Here is a 20,354-nt window from a genome sequence, read left to right as displayed (position 1 = left end):
ATTGGGACTGCAAAAGTAGGGCAACTTTACCCCCATGTCAAGACCCTGTTAAAAGTTTTTTGTGGCCCTATGGCCTGTTTTTGGCTAAATAGCTGATAAACAGCAACTAGGTAGATGAAAAATTTTTCACGTTCTCAGCCTTCTTCTTTTTGCAGTGAGGAGTTAATGACAAAAATTGTACTTTAGCTAGTAGGACCTAACGAAAAAAGCACTTAAATTCATAGAGCTTAATCCGGTTTTTATGTGGGCTAGCCATTATATAACAAAAGAAAGTTAGCCCCCTTACCCATTATGCGAATTTTACACACAGCTGATTGGCATCTAGGCAAACGATTATACCGTTCTGACCTTAGGGAGGATCATAATTTGTTCCTGAATTGGCTCATTGAGGAGATTGAGCGTCGAGAGATCGATGTGCTGCTTATTTCGGGTGATGTATTCGATACGACTAACCCAAATGATGGGTCTATGCAGTTGTATTACCAATTCCTGACACGAATGTTGCCCCTATCCGTCAAGATTGTCATTACGGGCGGGAATCATGATTCGGCAACTAAACTGAACGCGCCGAAGGATTTGCTGCGGCATATAGACATACATGTGGTTGGTTGTACCAACGGCAATTGCCCCGATGAAGTGATTCGGTTTGTTGATGGCTCATCTGATCTTCTTGTTGCGGCGGTTCCCTATCTGCGCGACGCCGACCTTCGCCAGTCTATTTCAGGGCAAACGTATGAAGACCGGGTCGAGGCATTGCGAATGGGAATTCGAAACCATTACGAGCGAATTGCCGATCATTGCCATTCCGAGTATCAGGATGTACCTGTGCTGGCAATGGGTCACCTTTATGTAAACGGGGCCACAGTTTCGGAAAGCGTACGGGAGATTCATGCTGTAGGTGGGCAGGCTGCCTTTTCGAGTGAGCATTTCCCGGAAGGATTCACGTATGTAGCCCTTGGTCATATACATGTACCACAGCGCGTGGGCGGCAGCGAGACAGTACGCTATTGTGGATCGCCTATTCCATTAAGCTTCGCTGAGCGCGACAATGCGCATCAGTTACTACAACTGACCGTCGAGAATGGCGAGGTAACTACCGTTGAGTCGGTGCCAGTACCTCAGTCGCGCCCGCTCAGGCACGTAACAGGTACGCTCGATGAAGTTCGGGAACGGCTGAATCAACTGGAGATGACGCACACTTTACCCGCGCTGGTAGAAGTACTGGTGGTGGAAGATGCCGAAAGCCTGAGCACACGCATGCACTTCGACCAGCTACAACGTGATTATAAAAATGCCCCTTTTATATTGACAAAGACCCGCCTCCAGTTTCTTAACAAACGGAAAAACCTGGAATCGTTGTTCGACGCCGATACGCATCTGGCCGATCTAACGTACCTGGACGTTTTTGCACAGCGGCTGGTGATGGCGCAGGTAGACGACAGCCAGCGCGACCAGCTTATTGATACGTACCAACAACTTTACAAAATGGTTACGGAGCAGTTGGCTCCGCTACAGCATGAAAATTCGCCAAATCCGGTTTCGTAATATCAATTCGTTTTATGGCGAACACGAACCCATCCAATTTGCCAGTGGCCTGCTAGGCGAAACGGGCCTGTTTGTGATTTCAGGTCCAACGGGTGCTGGCAAGTCAACGCTGCTCGACGTGATGACGCTGGCCCTCTTCAATCGACTCCCTCGTTTGAACGGAGCCATATCGGGGACAAACATCACCGACGATGGGCTGATCGTGAACCGCCAGGCGGCGGCCGAACCCAACACCGCAGCCTATGCCGAAGTAGAATATGAAGCAGATGGCAACCGCTACCGGTCGCGCTGGTCGATCAAGAAAAATCGGAACAACAACTGGAACAACTACGAAATGGAAGTGTCTCATCTGGCCAACGATAAGCCAGAGGGCGTTCTATTTCCTATAAAAGACCTGCGCGATTTTCCGAAGAAGAATGAAGAATTGATCGGTCTTTCCTACGAACAGTTCGTTAAGTCGATCGTGCTGGCACAGGGCGCGTTCGACCAGTTCCTGAAATCGAAAGCGTCGGAACGGAGCAAGATGCTGGAACAGTTGACCGGCACAGAAATCTACCGGCAGTTGAGCCGCAAGGCCTACGAGCATACCAAGCATCTCGACGAACAGATCAGCACCAAAAAGCTTGGCGTTGCCTCGATCAGGATGTTGAGCGACGAGCGGGTAATTGAACTTACCGACCAACTGGCACTGGCCGATACGCAACTGGCAGAGGTCAAAGCGCAGATCAAATTATTCGACGCTGAGAAGAAGTTTGTCGATGAGGCCGAGAAGGCAAAGAAAGCACTGGCGAAACTGGCCGCAAACGGGGAGAAGCTAACGGAACGAACCGCCACTTTTGCGCCCGACCGTGAACGCCTGCTGCTGCACGACAAAGCTACGCCCCTCGCCGGGTTGCTCACCGAACTGGCCGGGGCAGAACGGGCCATTGGCAAAGTTCGCCAGGATCGGGCCAACGTTACCAACGAACTGATCCAGCTTACGCGACAACTCAACGCCCTGCTGATTGAGGTCGCTACGTTTGTCGGCGTTCAGCAGGTAGACCCCGAAAACGCAGTTGGGGCCATTGAAGCATTTCGTGATCAGTTAAAAACGGTACAGGATAAGATATCGGCTGAGCAGAACGCCGCCACTCCCCTACTCCAAAGCGTCCGGCAACAGGCATTGGCAGACGTGGGCCTGCTTCATGGTCTTCGACTGCACCAGCTAACGCTGCCCGATGTTACCGACTCGCTGGCCGCCATCAGCGCGGAACAGGCGACGCTACAGGTACGTGTCGACACCTTACAGGCGACGTACCCAGACGTAACACCCACTGCGTTAGCCGAGCGCATTCAGCAGGCGATTGAACGTGATAAGATGCTGGGTACGTTGATTCTGCTGGAAATAGAACAGGAGGATCGTATCTATAAGGGACAGAAGTTAGCCGAGCCAATTGATGCCCTGAAACAACAGATCGCCTTAGTCACTCCGTTGCTGGCAACTGCCCGTGAGCGCGAACGAATGGCCGAAGAAACCGTCGATCGGCTTGATGCAGAACAGCGGCGGTTGAGTGACGAAGTGAATTTGTCGACCTTGCGTGAAGCACTGGTAGCTGATGAACCTTGTCCGTTATGTGGTTCGCTGGAACATCCGTACGCCACCCATTACGTGAACCAGCTTGGTACGGTAGCCGCTAAACTGTTGCTGGCGAAAGACGAACTGCAGCGGGCAAGAGCGGCCACGAAAGAACTGTCGGATAAGTTAATTGCCTACGATGCTCAACTAGCCGAAGCAGAACGTACCCAGAAAGCACTGAGAGAGCAATTTCGAGGGAAACGCGACGAAATAAACGCCCTCCGTACAGCCAATCAGATTGCAGAGGATGCAGGACCGGAGCTATTCAGAAGTGAACAGAAAGAGCTGGCGGTCCGACAAACGGACTTGAACACCCTCCGTTCGCTTTGGGAGCAGCACCGATTGCTGGACACACTCATCCGGCAGTTGACCGAACTTCAGCAGCATCAACAGACCATCAGCACCCTTACGCAGCAGAAACAGGCGCTGTATGACGGCGACGATTGGTCACAGCGGTCAGGTACGTTGCTTAAGAATCTGGCCGACATACAGGGGCGCATGGCTACGCAGGCGGGACTTCAGCAAAAAACAGATGACGATGAAAAGGCGGCCCTAACCGACGAACGGCGCGTAGCGACTGCGCTGGCACCGCGGTTAAAAAAGCAGGGTTTCGACACTGCGGAGGCCGCCCGGAACCTGTTGCTGGACGTACCTACCACGCAAAAACTACAAAAACAGCGAGACGAACTGGATCGGGAAAAAATCGAGCTTGAGCAGCGCATTGCCGACGAGCTACGTCGGCTGGAAGCCGCCCAGAAATCCCGCAAAACAGAGTTAAGTCCCGATGATGTAAATGCAACAGTTGACGAAGCCCGTAAAAGACATGATAAGCTGCTCTCCAATTCGGGATACGCACGGAGCGAACTTGATACGAACAAGAAGAGTATAACGGCACATCAGAAAACCATTGCCGAACTGGCTAAGATGGAAGCGGATGTGATGCCATGGAAGGAGTTGACCAAATTGATCGGCAGCGCCAAAGGTGATACCTTTAGCAAATTTGCCCAAAGCCTGACGCTGGCGCAGTTGATCGGCCTGGCCAATCGGCGGCTGAAAAACCTGACCGATCGGTATTTGCTGTTGTCTCCCCGCGAAGAACAGGACGAACTGTTTGTGGTGGATTTGTATCAGGGGCAGGCCGAACGCACGATCACCAGCCTTTCGGGTGGCGAAACGTTTACGCTCAGCCTGGCACTGGCACTGGCACTGTCTGACCTGGCCTCGCAAAACGTGCAGATCGACAGCTTGTTTATCGACGAAGGTTTCGGAACACTAGACCCCGAATCGCTCGATACGGCGATTGTAATGCTGGAAAAGCTACAACAGGAAAGTCAAAAGACCATCGGCATTATCTCGCACAGACACGAAATAAAGGAACGCATCACCGTTCAAATCCAGGTCGAGCGCGGCATTGATGGGAATAGCCGATGCTACATAAGCAGTTAAAACGTTTACAGTTTGCTGTTTACTGTTGTTGCACCTGAATACGTCTCGTAATTCAGCAGCGCGACAATAAACGGCAAACTGTGAACTGTTTTTACAACCCTCCCATCACTTCCATCGAAACGCCGGTGTTGCCGAAGCCTCCGTCATGGAAGAGGTTCTGCATGGTCACCATACGGGTCAGGTCAGAGAAGAGGGTGAGGCAATAATCGGCGCACTGATCGGCGGAGGCGTTGCCCAGCGGAGCCATTTTATCAGCGAAGTCGTAGAACTTATCGAAGCCGCCAATGCCCGAACCAGCTGTGGTTACGGTGGGTGATTGAGACACCGTGTTTACCCGCACTTTGCGGTATTTACCATAGTGGTAGCCAAAACTGCGGGCAACCGACTCGAGCATCGCTTTCGCTTCAGCCATATCGGTATAGAATGGAAACGTCCGTTGGGCGGCCATGTAAGTCAGGGCCACTACAGAGCCCCACTCGCTGATGGCATCCTGCTTATAAGCCGTTTGCAACATCCGGTGCAGCGACAACGCCGAAATATCGATGCTTTGCTTAAACCACTCGTAGTTCAGGTCGGTGTAGGCGCGGCCCTTCCGAATGTTTGGGCTCATGCCAATGCTATGCAGCACAAAGTCGGCTTTACCACCCAGAATCTCCTGCGATTGCGTAAACAGTTTCTCCAGATCCTCGGTCGAGGTAGCGTCGGCGGGAATAATTTCGGCGTTGCAGTGCTGGGCCAGTTCTTTGATAGCTCCCATGCGCATGGCAATTGGGGCGTTGGTGAGCACAAACGTAGCCCCTTCTTCGTGTGCCTTCAGAGCCACTTTCCAGGCGATTGATTTTTCGTCGAGGGCACCCGAAATGATGCCGCGCTTTCCGTTAAGGAGTCCGTAAGCCATAGTTTGAATGAAAAATGAATAATGCAGAATGACCAATGAAGCGTATAACCAACTATATTATACTGTCTGCACCTCTCATTCCGGGAGCGCAAAAGTAACGCAATTCACCCTGAACAGGGCCAATTGTGCAGTTGCATCGCCAAACTATATCCAGTCAGTTGCTGGCCAACGTACCTGACACAGGGGTCATTTTTACAGTTTTAGTCAGGAATTGCTCGGTAGCCTGGTAAACGCCGTCCAGATCATGTGAGGTAAAATGCGAAGCGATAACGTGCTCACCAGCTTTCGGGAAAGCTACTTTCTGTTTCTGATCTGGCGACGTACCCAGTTGGTCATACATCTCCAGCATAGCTGCCACCGACACGACTTTATCCTGATTGTCTTCGTCTTTGTAGTAATACCCCATAAATAACGGCTGCTTCACCTTCGCAAATTCAGCCGGCGTCATGTACTCGTCCATCATGGTTTGCAGCGTAATCAGGCCGTTGATATGGTATTTTGTCAGCCAATATTTCTCCCGGCCGTTGCGGTACGTGTTGTTGACATAATCGCCGTTCATCACCTGCCGCACAATCTGCTCGCCCCAGGGCTTTGTGACTAGTTTCAATGCCGGATTAGCCACGGCAATGCAGGGCGAATAAAGTACCAGTCCCATGATTTCGGGATGGCGCTCGGCCAGGTAGAGCGTCAGCATACCGCCTGCCGAGGTGCCCAATACCACCACACGGTCGCCAAGTAGTTTGCCGATCGCCAGCGCCCGTTCGGCTGATGCTTTGTAATTGGCGGGCGTTAAGCCTTTAAAAGCATCCGGCGAGGTAAGGCCATGTTCTTCGGGACGGGCCAGATAGAGGTTGCAGCCGAAGTGTTTCGCCAGTTTTTTGTGAACAGGATCACCCTCAGCCCAGGTTGCCCCAAAACCGGGAATGTAAACCATGCTGACCGGCGTTTTGGCCTTCCGGGTGCTGTCGGCCCAGATAATGCGCGCTTCGTTATCGGGTTTTAGCCCCGCCCGGCTCTCCGAGTTAGCGATGTCGCGTTCAAGCAAAACCAAATCGGTAGGCAGAGCAGCCGTTTTTTGCAATGATGGCGCAAATTGTGGCCGGGGACCAGCCATGTATCCAACAGCTAGTAAGGCAATTACGCCGGTCAGGACCAGTAGAATCCGTTTCATAAAACAGTAAGGGTTAAAACTCAGGAATATCCATGCGGATGCGCCAGTCTTTGGGCAGGTAGTTATTGATTCGGGAGCCAACACCTTTCATCCACCCCAACGGTAGGCCGTTGTAGCGGGCCAACAGCCAACCCCTGGGTACGTCTGGCAATACTAAGTTTTCTTTTTTGAAATAACGAAGGGCATCGTCGAGCGTCAGGTCAACGCCGGGTAAACCGTCGGCCAGTTCGGTGCTGAGCGCCAATGCGTGAGCGGGCATGAAGTCGGTGCCTTTAAAAACGCCCAGATCGAGGCCAAATCCTTTATTATGCAGCACTGTATCAAGTAGTACCAGGTCTTTTTCGAGAGCCAATGGCACAGCAATGACGTCGCCGTTGGGCTTCTCCCAGTAAGAAAACGCATCCGGGTTTTTCAGGAAAGGGCGTAACGTACCCAACTGCTTCCGGTGCACCGGCCGGGCCGATCTGAAACCCCGATTCCGGGCAACGGGCATGGTGGCCGATGATTTTCGCCGGAAAACGCTGATGAAAAAGCCTTCGCCACGCACCCGGTGCGGGTAGCACTGATACCCTACTGCGTCACCAACGGTTCTGGCCTCAACGCCCCAGGCGTCAGGCAGGTCGAGTGGACGGTTCGAGAATCCGTTCTCGCTCAGGAACCGGACCATGTCCAGATTTTCGGCGTCGTTGTAGGTGCAGGTACTGTAGATGAGCCAGCCGCCATCGGCCACCAGCGGTGCCGCCGCCGTGACAATGCGCTTTTGCCGTAACGAACACATTTGCACATGATCGGGCGACCATTCATTCACTGCCGCCGGGTCTTTGCGGAATAGTCCTTCCCCCGAACAGGGCGCATCGATCATGACCAGGTCAAAATAACCCGATAAGGGCGCAAAATCGGCCGGGTCATGATGGCTGACCACCACATTAGCGTATCCCCACTTATCCATGTTTTCGCGAAGAATGGGTATTCGGGTACGGATCACTTCGTTACAGACCAACAGGCTGGAATCAGGCAATGCAGAAGCCAATAACGTGCTTTTGCCACCCGGCGCAGCACACAGATCGAGCGCCCGAACAGGAGGCTGACCCGCATACGGCTTACGTTGTCCGATGGTTTGGCGTACGGCTTCAGCCAGCAGCATCGACGAAGCCTCCTGCACGTAATAAGCACCCGCCTGAAACAGTGGATCGAGGGTGAAAACTGGCCGTTCAGGTAAGTAGTAAGCTCCATCACACCAGGGAACCGGCGTTTTTCCATCGACATTCAAAGCAGGTTTGCGCGGATTCAGCCGAACGCTTACAGGCGGCGACGTCTCCAGAGCCGTTTCAAAAGCGGGGTACTCAGCGCCAAGCTGCTGTTGCATTTGCTGCCGAAAGGCCTCGGGCAGTTGAGTAAGATTCATGATGTAAAGGTAGTGTAAGGTTTAGAGTTCAAGGTCTAACGTTTAAAGTCTAAGGTTGCTCTGCTGGTTTCTAAATTGCGGAACGGCTTTAGACTTTAAACGTTAGACCTTGAACTCTAAACCTTACACTACCTTTGCCACCATGACAGAACGTTTTAAGCAGATCAAGACCTTTATTTTCGACGTCGATGGCGTCATGACCGACGGCAGTGTCAATGCGCTGGCTTCCGGCGAAATGTATCGAACATTCAATATCAAGGATGGCTACGGCATCGAACGGGCTATCAAGTCGGGGTACAACGTGGCCATACTATCGGCGGGCAATCAGGATGGAGTTCGGAAACGGCTGGCTTTCCTGGGCATCAAAAATGTGTTTATGGGCGGGCCAACCGACCACAAACTGGATGTGTATCTGGGCTTTATGAAACGCGACAACCTGAACGAGTCCGAGATTCTGTACATGGGCGACGACCTGCCCGATTACCATATCCTCAGTCGGCCCGACCTGATGAGTACCTGCCCCGCCGACGCCGTCGACGACATTCAGGCCGTCTGTAACTACATCTCTCCCAAAAATGGTGGTCAGGGTGCCGTTCGCGATGTGATCGAGCAGGTGATGCGGGCGCAGGGGACGTGGATTATTCCGTAAGCTTATGCCTGCCGGTCGAAGCGTTCCAGCACCAATGGAAAAATAACAAGCTCGCCATAGAGCGCACCAACGATGGAGACAGCGGTAAGCAAACCCCACAGTTGAACCGTTACCAGCGACCCGAATACCATTAAAAAATACCCCGAAAACAGCACGATAGCCGTCAGCACAATGGCTGGACCAACGTGGGTAACAGTGGCAAGCCGGGCCAGCTCCGGCCGTTTGCCGGCCTGCCGATGGTGCTGGTAGTTATAGATAAAGTGGATGGAATCGTCGACGCAGAAACTCAGCACAATGGCACCAATACTGGCGGTGGCGGTGTCGAGCCAGATGCCGAACCAACCCATGACACCTAACATAACAACCACGGGAAACAGGTTGGGAATAACCGTCAACGCAGCCAGTCTGATGTCTCGGATGAACAACCACACCAGCCCGACTATCAACCCGAACGACAGCAATAAACTGCTCACCTGCGATTGGGTAACGTAATTGACAATACCGGCATACATGGGTTGATAACCAGCCGGTTTCACCGTGGCAACCCGCCCTAATGTGGCATCAGAAATACGCATCAGTGTATCCATCTTGACGGTGAGCTGCCCGGCCGATAGCATAGCGCCCGATACGGTGATCCGCCCGGTCCGCGAGGGCTCGTGGATGAACTTCCGGGCTAGTTCGGGATAACTTTTCGTGAGTTGTTCGTGCGCTAGTTTCAGCACCGATTTGCTGGCCAGTGCTTTTCGGCTTTTAGTGCCGAGCTGAGCTTCCAGCCCACTTTGGTAGAGCGAATAAAACCCAAAAATCCGGCCTACGCCCGGTATGGTTTTGGCAGAGTCGGCAAACGCAACCGCCGCCTGCACCAGTTCGGGACTTTGTAACGAGAGCCCCGCCTTTGGTTCAACCAGCAGTTCGAGTGGCATATATGGGCCCCAGGCGGCTTCCATTGAACGGTGGTCCTTCACTACAGAATGGTTGTCGGGGAAGTAGCCGAGCGTGTAGGTATCCGTTTTCAACCGTGTTACGCCAACGCCAAACAGCAGCAGAAACGCCAGCGAAAGGGCCTGGAACAAGGGCTTTTTACCCATAATAACCGTCAGGAACTGAGCCAGTCGATTGCCCGTGAACGTGGTAACTTTTGGCGACGGTTGGGTAAGCGGCAGAATTAATACGCCCAGCAGGTACGTAAAAAACAGGCAGAGTAAAATGCCGAGCGCGGCAAACAAACCAAAGTTTTTCAGGATTGCCATCGGGCTTGTTTCCAGCGCCAGAAAACCGGCTGCTGTTGTGAAGGTGGTGAACAGACATGGCCTGAACACTTTTCTGAGCGCCTCCAGCGCACTGTCTTGGGCAGTTGAGCCCGCTTCACTTAGCTGATTTCGTTCGTTGATAACGTGAATAGCGTCCATTATGCCCAGCAGCACGATGATGATGGGCAGCAGTACCGTCATCAGGTTGATCCGATAGCCACATGCGCCATACAGGCCAAGGGTGAAATAGGTCGACATTGCCACCAACCCAATCGTGTAAAGCAGCAGCAGCGGCTTGCGGTAAATCCACCAGAACAGCACAAACATGATCAGGTAACCAACGCCAAGAAAGAAGCCGAAGTCCTGCTGCGACAGTGCGTTCAGGCCGGCATAGATGATGCCAACCCCGCCGAAGTAAACGGACGTGTGGGGCAACTCGCCCCCTACCGTTGCTCTGATCTTATCCAGCACCTCACCGCGCCGCTGATCAAAATCGGGCAGCGCTTTCAGCACTACCAGAAAACGGGCCGTTTTGTAATCCTGGCTAAAGAGTTGCTCACGGATCGTTGGCTGTTTTACCAATCTGCTCCGAACATCGTCGGTCGTAGATGTTCCCGTTAGTAATGGCGTCAGCGTTGTGCCCAGCAGGTCGCGGGTTGGGCTACTTGTATTACCCGGCCCAATCACGCCTTCCACCTCAGGAATAGCTTCGAGCGCGGTGGTCAGCTTGATAAACGCCTTGAAATACCTGGAAGTCAGCAACGTACGTTGGTCGTTTATCATCACGATCACCACCTCATCGTTACCAAAGCGATCCTGAAAATTTCGGTAGGCAACCAGGGCGGGGTCACCGTCAAGAAACCAGACCGTCAGGCTATTGTCCACTTTGAGTGCCGTCTGAACACCTGGCCAGAGCAACGTACCTGCCAATAGAGTCAACAGGAGCAGCCAGTACCTGAGCTTATATAAGATAGTCATTTCTAAAAATGTGGCGCAGCCGTACGCTTGTAGCCTGGGTGTCTACCAGACACTCAGTTTGGCTTCATAAATGTATTTCCTTACCCGGTATTTACACTACTTTACAGCCATGAACGTACCCAGCTTTATTGCCTATCTCAACCAGCGTTTTCCCCTCGTGAACATGGGCCTGTTTGCGGTCTTGTTTCTGACGGTCTACTCGGTGGCCGAACGTACCTGGCCGGTTACCGCTTCAGGTACGTTCGGTTGGCACGAGGGTGGTCCCGCGTTCGGGTTCGGAATGGTGGCCGTGATCTCATTCTTTTTCCGGCTGCGCGTTTTCGACGAACAGAAAGATTACGCCCTGGATTCGATCAATCACCCAGACCGGGTTTTGCAATCGGGCCGGGTTACGCTGCCTCAACTTCAGCGCGTAGCAATCGCCGGGGCTTGCCTGGAAATAACGTGGTCGGCCCTGATGGGGTTGTCTACCGTAGTCTGCTGGTTGCTGGCGGTAGGCTACAGCTTACTGATGCGTTACGAATTTTTCATCAGTGACTTCCTGAAAAAACGGCTTGTGCTGTATGCGGTTACCCACATGTTTATCATGCCCCTGATTATCTGGTGGGTATGGTCGGCCTACGCCCCTGCTTATGGCGCTGCAAACGCCCTGTATCTGCTGGCGGCACTGAGTTTACTGGGCGGTTTTGCCTTCGAAATTGCCCGCAAGGTACACGTACCCGAGGCCGAACGCGACCTCATCGACTCCTATTCAAAATCAATGGGTTATCAGGCGGCCATCGTCACGGTGCTGCTCGTATTACTGATAAGCGTTCTTGTTCAATGTTACCTGCTCCGCACGTTAAACGCCAGCCTGATACCCTTCATCCTTATCGGGCTGCTGTACCTGGCTACGCTGGCCATTTACCTCCTTTCGCTCAGCAGACCCCGCGAGAAAACGCTGAAACTGGCCGAGTTACTGGTGTCGCTTTCCATGCTGGTCAGCTACCTGTCAATTATCCTGGTCGTTCATTTCTGAACCGTTCCGTCATGATCTGCTACGGCCCGGCACCTCGCCCAACCTATACCCTTGGCGGAAAAGCAACTGGTCTCTACCGACTACAGACAGTTCCCGTTGCGGTGCCCCCCTTCCTGGTTATTCCCGCCGAAACCTTCGATTCCGCGCTGCTGAAGTGGCCAGCGACCGAAGACTACGTAAGCCATCGGAATGCGCAGTTACTGGATTTTACGCTTTCTGAAGACGACAGGTCGACCATTTCCCGTATTCTGGCCAACTGGGATTTTCCCAACCGGGCGGTAGTTGTGCGGTCGTCGGTGGCGGATGAAGACGGTGCAACTCACGCGTTTCCCGGTCTGATGGATTCGTTCCTGAACTTGACTACGCTGTCTGAGGTGTACAGGGCTGTGGCGCGTTGTGCGGCCAGTGCCTACTCGGAACGAGCCATAGCGTACCGAAAACAGAAAAAGATACCGCTTGCCGCACGCCCGGCCGTTATCATTCAGCAGCAGGTTACACCCGTTGCCAGTGGCGTTCTGTTTACCACCTTTCCCGACTATCCGCAGGAGATGGCCGCGCATGCCCTGTTCGGTTTTGGCGAAGGGTTGATGACCGGCGATCTGGATGCTGATGAATTCTACTGGCTCAAACAAGCGGGCCACATGCACCGATCACAAATCGCCATCAAGACGCGGCAACTGGCCGCTCATAACGCCGCCGACGGTAGCGTTGTGAGCGTGCCGGTTAGCCCCGAGAAACAAACCGACCCCTGCCTGACCAGCCAGCAGCTCGACGAGTTATTCCGGATTGGCACCAGGCTGGAGAACGCTTTTCAGCAGCCGCTCGATGTGGAGTTTGTGGTCACAGACAAGCAGGTATTTGTGGTGCAGGCGCGGCCTATTACGCAGCCGATACCGGAGGTGATCGTTTACGACAATTCAAATATTCAGGAGAGTTATTGTGGCGTTACGTCACCGCTCACTTTCAGTTTTGCCAGCCGCGCCTACGCTACCGTCTATCGCCAGACTATGCAGACGTTGGGATTACCTGCCTCGGTTATTCAGGCGCACGAATCGGTGGTAACGAACCTACTGGGTCTGGTGAAAGGCCGCATTTATTACAACATCAACAACTGGTATCGGGGACTACAACTGTTACCATCGTTCAGGCAGAACAAAGCCGACATGGAACGCATGATGGGCCTGGAAGAACCGGTCGATTTTGTGCAGGATACAGAAAAAAGCCTGAGCCAGAAAATAGCCATGCTACCCGGCCTGCTTGTTAATCTGTCGCGGTTATTATGGGCTTTTTCACAAGCCGAAAAACGGATACCGGCCTTCCTTAGTCTTTTCAAAAACCACTTCCAAACCTTTTATAGCCAGGATTTCGCCGCCCTGACCAACAACGAGTTACTGGCTCAGAAATCGCTGCTCGACAGCGTTTTGCTCGAAAACTGGTCGACGCCTATCATCAACGATTTTTACGTAATGATGACCAATGGGCAGGTAATCAGAAAGCTCCAAAAAGTGGGCGTTGCCGCTCCCGATGAGTTTCTAAGCCGATACCTTTCGGGCGATAAACAGATCGAAAGCACGCAGCCTGTTCGGGCTATGTTCCAACTGGCCGCCCAGGTACGCACCCAGCCCGAGTTGCGGGCGCTGATCCTGTCTGGCCCGCCCGATCTATCTGGTCAGGTACGTTCCCGTTTCCCTCGTTTTTATCAGGCGGTGAGTCAGTTCATTGATCAATACGGCGACCGGACGGTAGGCGAACTGAAGCTGGAAACGATCACGATGCGGCTCGACCCCGCCGTGTTTTACCAGTATCTACGAAACTATCTGACCGCCGACAGCCTGCCCAACTCGCTGGCCGACACAACCACCGCGCTACATACCGAAGCAGCCACTGAACTGACTCATCTGCTGGCCAGCCGCTCTCCCTTTTTCCGGCGAACGGTCTGGCAAAAGCTGGGTCGGTTACAGCAGGCCATTCGTTACCGGGAGGCCCTTCGGCTTGAACGTACCCGGCTCTTCGGTATGTACCGCGCATTGTATATTGAGGCAGGTCATAAACTACAGCGCGCGGGGGCCCTGTTGGATTACCGGGACATTTTTTTTCTGACCGAATCTGAAATAACCCTGGCCCTGCGCCCAACCAGCCCCACAATGCTAACCGAGCTGGTAGCCAGTCGGCAACGAGAATTCGCCGCCTATAGGTCCGACCACGTACCCAGCCGCCTGGTCGTTCCATCACCACCAACGCCCGAGACCGCTTCGCCGACAAGTCAACCCGATATGTTGCACGGAACCGGTTGTGTACCGGGTGAGATTACCGGCGAGATTATCGTTATCACCGATCCGCGCGACAAGCTTGATGTGACGGGTAAAATTGTTTGCGCCCTTCGCACCGATCCTGGCTGGGCGGTACTCTTTCCAGCCTGCCGGGCGGTGCTCATTGAGAAAGGCTCATCGCTGTCGCACTCTGTCATTCTCCTGCGCGAACTGGGCATACCAACCATTATCAATGTTCCCGGAGTAACCAGCCTGCTCCAGTCTGGCCAAACGGTCACGATGAACGGACGTTCCGGTGACATCAAGCTACGCCATGACACCAATTGACCGAATTCCGTATACGGCTGCGCTGCCTGCCCGCTTCTTTTCTATGACAGTTGCTTCCGACGAAAATCCGGCCTTTATTTCGCAGCTTTTCGAGATGGAAGCAACCCGGAATGAACTCATTTTATACATCGGCAATCCGCATATCCGGCTAGTTGGCATTTTCCCGAACCAGTCTGATGAGGCATTTTTTGGCTTTTGGGAAACAACGAACGATCTGGCACTGAATCAGCGGGCTTTTTCCCTGCTGGAAGCAGATGCCCGGCAGCGAAACCGGCGGCTACTCATTGGTCCGCTTAATTTCAATACGTTTCATTCCTACCGGCTGCGCCTGAATGAGCCCTCCTGGAACCGTTTCGACCGGGAGCCAGTAAACCCGGCGTATTACCCTGACTTGATGCATCAGTTGGGGTTTGGCATCAGGAGTTTGTTCGATAGTCGTATGATCCGCAAAAAGGACATTCCCATTGCCTACGTAGCCAAACAAGAGCTGCTGGCTGGCCTCAGGCACATTCCCTTCGATTTTATTCCACTCAATCCTGACACCTGGCAGCAATACGAAGATGAATTGACTGAGCTGGTGCACCAGGTTTTTAGTGCGAATCCCGCTTATAAACCCATCTCGAAAGAACAATTTCAACTGCTCTATAACCAGCAGTTTGCTCAGAAACTGTGCCCCTATTCATCTGTGCTCTTCCGCGACAAAGCATCGGGCCGGCTGGTAGCGATGAGTTTCTGTCTGCCCAATTACCAATCGTTGACCTTACCGCCGGGTGATACGCCCAATTTCGTGCGCGATTTTCCACGGCTGGACAAGAAAGTATTGTTGGTCAAATCCGTAGGCGTTCATCCGGCATTCCGCAATCAGGGGCTGATGTCGTATATAGGCGCTTATGGCATGCTCCGTTTTCAGGAGTTGTACGAGGAAGTTATTTTTTGCCTGATGCGAGCCGATAATTTCTCACGTCATTTCTCGGATAACCTACCCTACGAAGCCGCCCAATACGCTCTGTTTGAGAAGAATCTGGTAACTGAATAAGTGGTTATAACTGCGCCAGCGTATCGAAATAGCTGTTTATCACACGGGGCAGAAACGGATACGGACTCAGGGTGTGGGCCATCATGTACAGGCCAAGCCGGTGCAACCCAAAATCGAAAGCGGCCAGTTTAGCGCCCCGATTGAACGCCTGCTGATCGGCATACACATCGGTCAGCCGGTTCAACGTGCGCCGGTAATAGTCCAGGTACGTTTGGCGATGGGTGTACCGATCGTCGTCCAGCACGAAGCACAACAATTCCACCACATCGTATTGAGGGATATGGTACGTGGCCAGTTCCCAGTCGTAAACGCATAAGGAAAAACGACCATCATTTGTTGGTTTAAAGCACGTATTACGTGGATTCAAATCGTTGTGAACCAGCGTCTTAGGCATCGGTTCCAGCTCCTGCCAATAGGCTGGAATGGCGTCGATGACAGCCTCAAGCGTCGACACGCGGGCGGGGGTAAACAGGCCGGGTGACGACTGCGCCGCGTTTTGCAGTAAGGCAGCCCACAACGGACTCATCTGGCGCATGTGCTCAGCCGAAGGGGCATCTGACCAGTAGACCGGGTCGAGAGGCAATTGCGCATTGAGGTGCTGAGCATGCCAGACGGCCAGGTCATCGAGGGCCGTTTTGATATGAGCATCCGTCCATAAACCGGGCGACATAACCGAGTTCATCAACGTAACGTTGCCCAGATAGTCCATCAAAATCAGGTACGTGCCGTTGGGATCATCGGCGTAAATACCGAACAGTTCGGGTTGTAGCGCCGCCGGAAGTTTGCTGTAAATGGCCAGTTCCCGCCCATGCGAGTGAACGAATCCGGTGCGGGCGGCATAAGCTGGATAGACCTCGGCAAGCTGACCGCCGCAGGCCATTGCCAGGCCTTGCAACATCGCCGAAATCTCCCGCCCGTGCGGCTTGATTTTCATCACCATACGCCGGGTTTGCCGTTGTCCATTAGCGCTGAACTCGACAGTCAGGCCAAAATGCCCGATCACTTTTTCGGAAACGCCCGCCGTCAGCACCGCCAGGATACTAGCCGAATTATCGACATCGAACAACCGACAGTCGAGTAGTTGTATATCCTTTTCTGGCGCATGCTGTTGCATCATGCGCTCAACGAACGGGAGGCTGAGGTACGTTGCGATAGTCATTCAACTTGGGTCTGACGGGCAAACCGACGCCGCTTTCGCGTTGACGACCCGCACATTTCGAAAGTAAAAACAGGCCGTATCCTGCACAGGCTGATCGGTGATTATCAGGTTAGTCAAGCCCACCCGTTCAGCATCAGCACCTTGTTCCTGAAGCAGATTCCAGAACACGAAACGCAGTTGCCGAGCACCGCCTGCCGTTAGCAGATCACACACGCGCCAGAACTCGTGTTGGCTGGTGTATTCAAAAATATTTGACAGGCTTGCTTTCGTTATCGCCTGGCCGTCAACCGCTGCTAAGTAGTCCACCGCCTCCCCGTCAACAATGGTCAACCGGTTCAGTCCGGCGCGTAGCGTTGCGAAATGCTGCGCCTGGTAACAGGGGGGCAGACAGTGTTCGGGTAGCTGTTGCGGACCAAAAAAGAAGAATCGGAAGAAGAAATTATCGCTTACCAGCGTGGTTGATAACTGCCTGCATAACCGGTTATAGAATGCTACTCCGCCCGACTCCTGCGCGTAGGTGAACAACGCCGGGTCGCGGCCTTTGCTCAGGTTCGCGTCGTCGAAGTACTGTATAAACTGTGTGCTGAATGAAGTGGTCTGCAGTTCGTTTCTGAAGAAACGCCACTGCGCCGGTGTGTTATCAAACGCGATAAGCTGGCGTACTTTCTGCTGTATGTTCTCGTCGAGCGTAGCGAAAAAGCCCGTGATGTAGGACTCCAGTTTTCCGGCGGTCAGAATACCATCAGGGTGACTGTTGAAAAACGCAAGCCAGTAGCGGTACTCGTCGGCTGGTAGTGTAGCCCTGATGGCCTCTCTCGCTTCTGCAACTTGCTGAGGACCATCGAACCCCATCAATCCGCGCAAAACAGCGTGGGTATGGTGTTGAATGGCATGCGCCTTCAAGCCCAACAACTTGTTCTGAACCGGATTCAGGTCAATCGCAACAACCTGCGCCGGGTTTTTCAGCAACGCATTCAGCACGTTACAACCCGCCGACGTGATCAGTAAAAGCCGGTCGTCGGGCTGTATGTCGAGGGCGGTGTAGAGCGTCAGATGATCTTCCCACACCAGCGAATACCGCAGTCGATCAAGGGCCACATTATAAAACTCAGACTGCATCATTACCTCAGGCGATCGTAGCGTATTTTCGACAGATGACGGGCATCAACTGGCAGTTGGTTTCGGAACAGGATTTGGGAGCAAATTCCTGCTGGAAAGTGCTGTTCCAGGGCGTACTCGAGGTCGGTTTCGGTTGCGGTTCCCTGCACATACAGTATAAAACCGGTATCAGTTGCGCGGGCAGCTACACGGTCAACACCAGCAACCGCCGACAGCACGTGCTCTAGCTGATAGTGCTGCACGCCTTTGTGTATCTGCTCGTTTCCTTTTCTACCAGTCAGAATAAGCTGGTTATCCTCATCAATATATCCAAAATCACCAGTTGGCAGCCAGTCTGTTTCGGCTGTAGCCACGTGCCTGCCCTTCACTTCCAGTTCGCCCGTCGTGTAGGTACGTCCATCAGGTAATGTAAGCATTCCCAGCGGCCGCACATTGACCTGAATCGCCGGATGAATGCTGCCTACTACGTACCCGGACCGGAGTGAAGTTCGTTGCAAACCGGCGTTCCGAATCGCAATGGGTTCCGCTTCCGACGAGCCGTAGATGATAAAAATGTCAGCCCTGGTGAAGTAGTGTGTCAACGCGTCAATCAGCGATTCGGGCACTGGCGATCCACCGATACCAACCGCCCGCACCGCCGGAAATTCCTGCGGATTCGTAACCCAATAACGAATCAGTTGCTGAAAATAGTAAACGTTTCCGGTAAGCGTATGCACATCCTGCTTCAGCAGTTGTTGGGTGATACGACCTGGGTCAAGCTCAGCCAGCGCAAAGCGGGGTAAGTCGGGCAGGATGCTGACTGAACCAACGGCCAGATTATGCAACAAAATGTTGGGAAACAGCGGAAAGTCGCGCTGACCGGACCAGGGTGGAAACGCCACGCTGAGGGCTTGATGCTGCGCCGTCAGTACCCGGTGACTCCGGCGAATCGCCTTCGGTTTTCCCGTTGATCCTGAACTATGCGAAATCAGCGCAGGCTGTTCCGGGTCAACGGCTTGCGGCGCCAGGTACGTTGTTGTCCCCCTGGCCTTAGGGTTCGTTGTAATCAGGTTTATCCCACTACGCTTTACCAGCCACGACAGGGGGAACGTCAGTTTTTTTGCGGTGAGAAGTGTCTCAATGCCTTCCTGCTTTAGTATTGAAAAGAGGGTAATTACTGTAGCCGCTGCCGGGGGCAACACCGGAATGGCACCCAACGCCATGATTGCCAGCAGGCTACAGATTAACTCGAATGAGACGGGCATCGCTAGTAACACCTGCTGGCCCGGCAGCACGTTTTCGCCCGCCAACGTAGTCCGGATGAGCGATACGCGATCCAGAATGGCTTTGCCTGTGTAGGTACACGTTTGGCCCAGGGGGCCAGGCCAGACAATCAACTCACGGTCTGGCTGTTCAAGCAGCTTTTCGTGGATGAGCCCGTAGAAATTTGTTGTCATTACAACGTACCGGCAAAGGCCCGGAAGCGCGCCAGTAGCTGTTTCGAGACGGCACCTACCTGTCCATCGCCGATCTGAAACTCATCGATCTGCACAATTGGCAGCACTTTCTTGTTACTACTGGTGGTGAATACTTCATCCGCTTCATATAAATCAGATAACAGTACGGGACGCTCCTCAATCTGAAAATCGGCCTTCGCCAGGTCGAGAATAGTACGGCGAGTAATGCCGTAGAGAATATTCCGACTTGGCGTAACGAGCTTGTTTCCCATAACCAGAAAGATATTACTCCGGCTTAATTCGCTGATCTCACCGTCTTTCTGATAGAGCACATCCTGGGCACCGGCCGCCTGAATGGCTCCACTCAGGAGCATAACCCGTTTGTAGTCAGTCGTTTTTATTTCCGCGTTTTCACGGACATACTCGTTTAGAATCACCCGGATGCCTCGCTCATATTGCCAGGCGGGTACGGGATGGATAGGCTCTGACAAGATGAGCAGGTTCGGCGTACCGATACTGATGCTGTCGGGCGCATATCCACCAGTCATCACGAACCGAAACGCTACGTTGGGTTCGCCCGACCGCGCCAGCAAATCGAGCAGGATTGGGTACGTCTGTTCTTTCGTCAGTGGCAACGGCAGATTCATCCGTTCGGCCGATCGCTGGAATCGCGCCCAATACAGATCCCACTGAAAGGGCTTGCCGCCATAGGTCAGAAAATAATCGAACAGACCGTAGCCACGCAGTAAGCCCAGGTCGGTGACGCCCACACCAATCTGGTCGACGGGTTCGATAACTCCATTAAAATAACCGCAGTAGGGCATCAGGAAGGTAGTTTATTGCCAGGCATATGGCCGAGTTGCCAGGCCAAATATAGGTGGCTGATCAGGCTAGTCAAGTTAAGATACACCGGAAGTGGGTCGGGACGACCGTTCACACAAAATTAACAGAGGAGTAAATCTCTTTTACTCAACGGCTTAGCGAACGCACAGTAGCGAACAGATACCCTTTGGCACTATTTTTCGTAACCAT

General features: G+C 53.1%; 14 protein-coding genes. 6 read left to right on the top strand and 8 right to left on the bottom strand.

Features of this window, described 5'->3' with window-relative positions; all coding sequences use genetic code 11:
- Window positions 1-291: 291 nt before the first annotated feature.
- Window positions 292-1,545, top strand: coding sequence for an exonuclease SbcCD subunit D C-terminal domain-containing protein (locus tag ACFE8Q_RS05440; protein WP_375444341.1), 1,254 nt, complete (start codon window positions 292-294; stop codon window positions 1,543-1,545).
- Window positions 1,517-4,606, top strand: coding sequence for an AAA family ATPase (locus ACFE8Q_RS05435; RefSeq protein ID WP_375444340.1), 3,090 nt, complete (start codon window positions 1,517-1,519; stop codon window positions 4,604-4,606). Before ACFE8Q_RS05440 ends, ACFE8Q_RS05435 begins: the two co-directional genes overlap by 29 nt.
- A 91-nt stretch (window positions 4,607-4,697) precedes the next feature.
- On the opposite strand, the gene ACFE8Q_RS05430 is transcribed toward ACFE8Q_RS05435, so the two are convergent.
- The 3 genes from ACFE8Q_RS05430 to ACFE8Q_RS05420 all read right to left on the bottom strand — a co-directional run bounded on the left by ACFE8Q_RS05430 (window position 4,698) and on the right by ACFE8Q_RS05420 (window position 8,080).
- Window positions 4,698-5,504, bottom strand: coding sequence for an enoyl-ACP reductase (locus tag ACFE8Q_RS05430; RefSeq protein ID WP_375444339.1), 807 nt, complete (start codon window positions 5,502-5,504; stop codon window positions 4,698-4,700).
- A 154-nt stretch (window positions 5,505-5,658) separates the two neighbouring features.
- Window positions 5,659-6,675: an alpha/beta hydrolase gene (locus tag ACFE8Q_RS05425; protein ID WP_375444338.1), complete on the bottom strand. Its 1,017-nt coding sequence runs from the start codon at window positions 6,673-6,675 to the stop codon at window positions 5,659-5,661.
- A gap of 13 nt (window positions 6,676-6,688) precedes the next feature.
- On the bottom strand, window positions 6,689-8,080 hold the full coding sequence (locus ACFE8Q_RS05420; RefSeq protein WP_375444337.1) for an RNA methyltransferase: 1,392 nt from the start codon (window positions 8,078-8,080) through the stop codon (window positions 6,689-6,691).
- Window positions 8,081-8,222: 142 nt separating this feature from the next.
- Here ACFE8Q_RS05420 and ACFE8Q_RS05415 point away from each other — a divergent pair, with 142 nt between their 5' ends.
- Window positions 8,223-8,729: a KdsC family phosphatase gene (locus tag ACFE8Q_RS05415; RefSeq protein ID WP_375444336.1), complete on the top strand. Its 507-nt coding sequence runs from the start codon at window positions 8,223-8,225 to the stop codon at window positions 8,727-8,729.
- Between the two features lie 2 nt (window positions 8,730-8,731).
- Here ACFE8Q_RS05415 and ACFE8Q_RS05410 read toward each other — a convergent pair whose 3' ends face one another.
- The gene (locus ACFE8Q_RS05410) at window positions 8,732-10,957 is read right to left on the bottom strand and encodes an RND family transporter (RefSeq protein WP_375444335.1); all 2,226 of its coding nucleotides are present in this window, start codon (window positions 10,955-10,957) and stop codon (window positions 8,732-8,734) included.
- A 109-nt stretch (window positions 10,958-11,066) separates the two neighbouring features.
- Here ACFE8Q_RS05410 and ACFE8Q_RS05405 point away from each other — a divergent pair, with 109 nt between their 5' ends.
- The 3 genes from ACFE8Q_RS05405 to ACFE8Q_RS05395 are packed head-to-tail and all read left to right on the top strand — an operon-like array spanning window position 11,067 to window position 15,608.
- Window positions 11,067-11,975, top strand: a complete 909-nt coding sequence (locus tag ACFE8Q_RS05405) for a hypothetical protein (protein WP_375444334.1) — start codon at window positions 11,067-11,069, stop codon at window positions 11,973-11,975.
- An 11-nt stretch (window positions 11,976-11,986) separates the two neighbouring features.
- Window positions 11,987-14,572, top strand: coding sequence for a PEP/pyruvate-binding domain-containing protein (locus ACFE8Q_RS05400; RefSeq protein ID WP_375444333.1), 2,586 nt, complete (start codon window positions 11,987-11,989; stop codon window positions 14,570-14,572).
- Complete coding sequence (locus ACFE8Q_RS05395; protein WP_375444332.1) at window positions 14,559-15,608, top strand: hypothetical protein; 1,050 nt, start codon at window positions 14,559-14,561, stop codon at window positions 15,606-15,608. Before ACFE8Q_RS05400 ends, ACFE8Q_RS05395 begins: the two co-directional genes overlap by 14 nt.
- Before the next feature lie 4 nt (window positions 15,609-15,612).
- Here the strand turns inward: ACFE8Q_RS05395 and ACFE8Q_RS05390 are convergent, their stop codons facing one another.
- The 4 genes from ACFE8Q_RS05390 to ACFE8Q_RS05375 are packed head-to-tail and all read right to left on the bottom strand — an operon-like array spanning window position 15,613 to window position 20,146.
- Entirely contained in the window at window positions 15,613-16,767 is a 1,155-nt protein-coding gene (locus ACFE8Q_RS05390; RefSeq protein WP_375444331.1) for a phosphotransferase, read from the bottom strand.
- Entirely contained in the window at window positions 16,768-17,889 is a 1,122-nt protein-coding gene (locus ACFE8Q_RS05385) for a DUF3419 family protein (protein ID WP_375444330.1), read from the bottom strand.
- On the bottom strand, window positions 17,889-19,322 hold the full coding sequence (locus ACFE8Q_RS05380) for an AMP-binding protein (RefSeq protein WP_375444329.1): 1,434 nt from the start codon (window positions 19,320-19,322) through the stop codon (window positions 17,889-17,891). The genes ACFE8Q_RS05385 and ACFE8Q_RS05380 overlap by 1 nt, the downstream gene beginning before the upstream one ends.
- Window positions 19,322-20,146, bottom strand: a complete 825-nt coding sequence (locus ACFE8Q_RS05375; RefSeq protein WP_375444328.1) for an aminotransferase class IV — start codon at window positions 20,144-20,146, stop codon at window positions 19,322-19,324. The genes ACFE8Q_RS05380 and ACFE8Q_RS05375 overlap by 1 nt, the downstream gene beginning before the upstream one ends.
- Window positions 20,147-20,354 lie beyond the last annotated feature (208 nt).

Source organism: uncultured Fibrella sp. (assembly GCF_964250085.1).
GTDB lineage: Bacteria > Bacteroidota > Bacteroidia > Cytophagales > Spirosomataceae > Fibrella.
This window is presented reverse-complemented; position numbering and strand designations above follow the sequence as displayed.

Excerpts from the sequence above, each read along its gene's own strand:
- ACFE8Q_RS05440 (WP_375444341.1), top strand. The coding sequence starts at position 292 with ATGCGAATTTTACACACAGCTGATTGGCATCTAGGCAAACGATTATAC.
- ACFE8Q_RS05435 (WP_375444340.1), top strand. The coding sequence starts at position 1,517 with ATGAAAATTCGCCAAATCCGGTTTCGTAATATCAATTCGTTTTATGGC.
- ACFE8Q_RS05430 (WP_375444339.1), bottom strand. The coding sequence starts at position 5,504 with ATGGCTTACGGACTCCTTAACGGAAAGCGCGGCATCATTTCGGGTGCC.
- ACFE8Q_RS05425 (WP_375444338.1), bottom strand. The coding sequence starts at position 6,675 with ATGAAACGGATTCTACTGGTCCTGACCGGCGTAATTGCCTTACTAGCT.
- ACFE8Q_RS05420 (WP_375444337.1), bottom strand. The coding sequence starts at position 8,080 with ATGAATCTTACTCAACTGCCCGAGGCCTTTCGGCAGCAAATGCAACAG.
- ACFE8Q_RS05415 (WP_375444336.1), top strand. The coding sequence starts at position 8,223 with ATGACAGAACGTTTTAAGCAGATCAAGACCTTTATTTTCGACGTCGAT.
- ACFE8Q_RS05410 (WP_375444335.1), bottom strand. The coding sequence starts at position 10,957 with ATGACTATCTTATATAAGCTCAGGTACTGGCTGCTCCTGTTGACTCTA.
- ACFE8Q_RS05405 (WP_375444334.1), top strand. The coding sequence starts at position 11,067 with ATGAACGTACCCAGCTTTATTGCCTATCTCAACCAGCGTTTTCCCCTC.
- ACFE8Q_RS05400 (WP_375444333.1), top strand. The coding sequence starts at position 11,987 with ATGATCTGCTACGGCCCGGCACCTCGCCCAACCTATACCCTTGGCGGA.
- ACFE8Q_RS05395 (WP_375444332.1), top strand. The coding sequence starts at position 14,559 with ATGACACCAATTGACCGAATTCCGTATACGGCTGCGCTGCCTGCCCGC.
- ACFE8Q_RS05390 (WP_375444331.1), bottom strand. The coding sequence starts at position 16,767 with ATGACTATCGCAACGTACCTCAGCCTCCCGTTCGTTGAGCGCATGATG.
- ACFE8Q_RS05385 (WP_375444330.1), bottom strand. The coding sequence starts at position 17,889 with ATGATGCAGTCTGAGTTTTATAATGTGGCCCTTGATCGACTGCGGTAT.
- ACFE8Q_RS05380 (WP_375444329.1), bottom strand. The coding sequence starts at position 19,322 with ATGACAACAAATTTCTACGGGCTCATCCACGAAAAGCTGCTTGAACAG.
- ACFE8Q_RS05375 (WP_375444328.1), bottom strand. The coding sequence starts at position 20,146 with ATGCCCTACTGCGGTTATTTTAATGGAGTTATCGAACCCGTCGACCAG.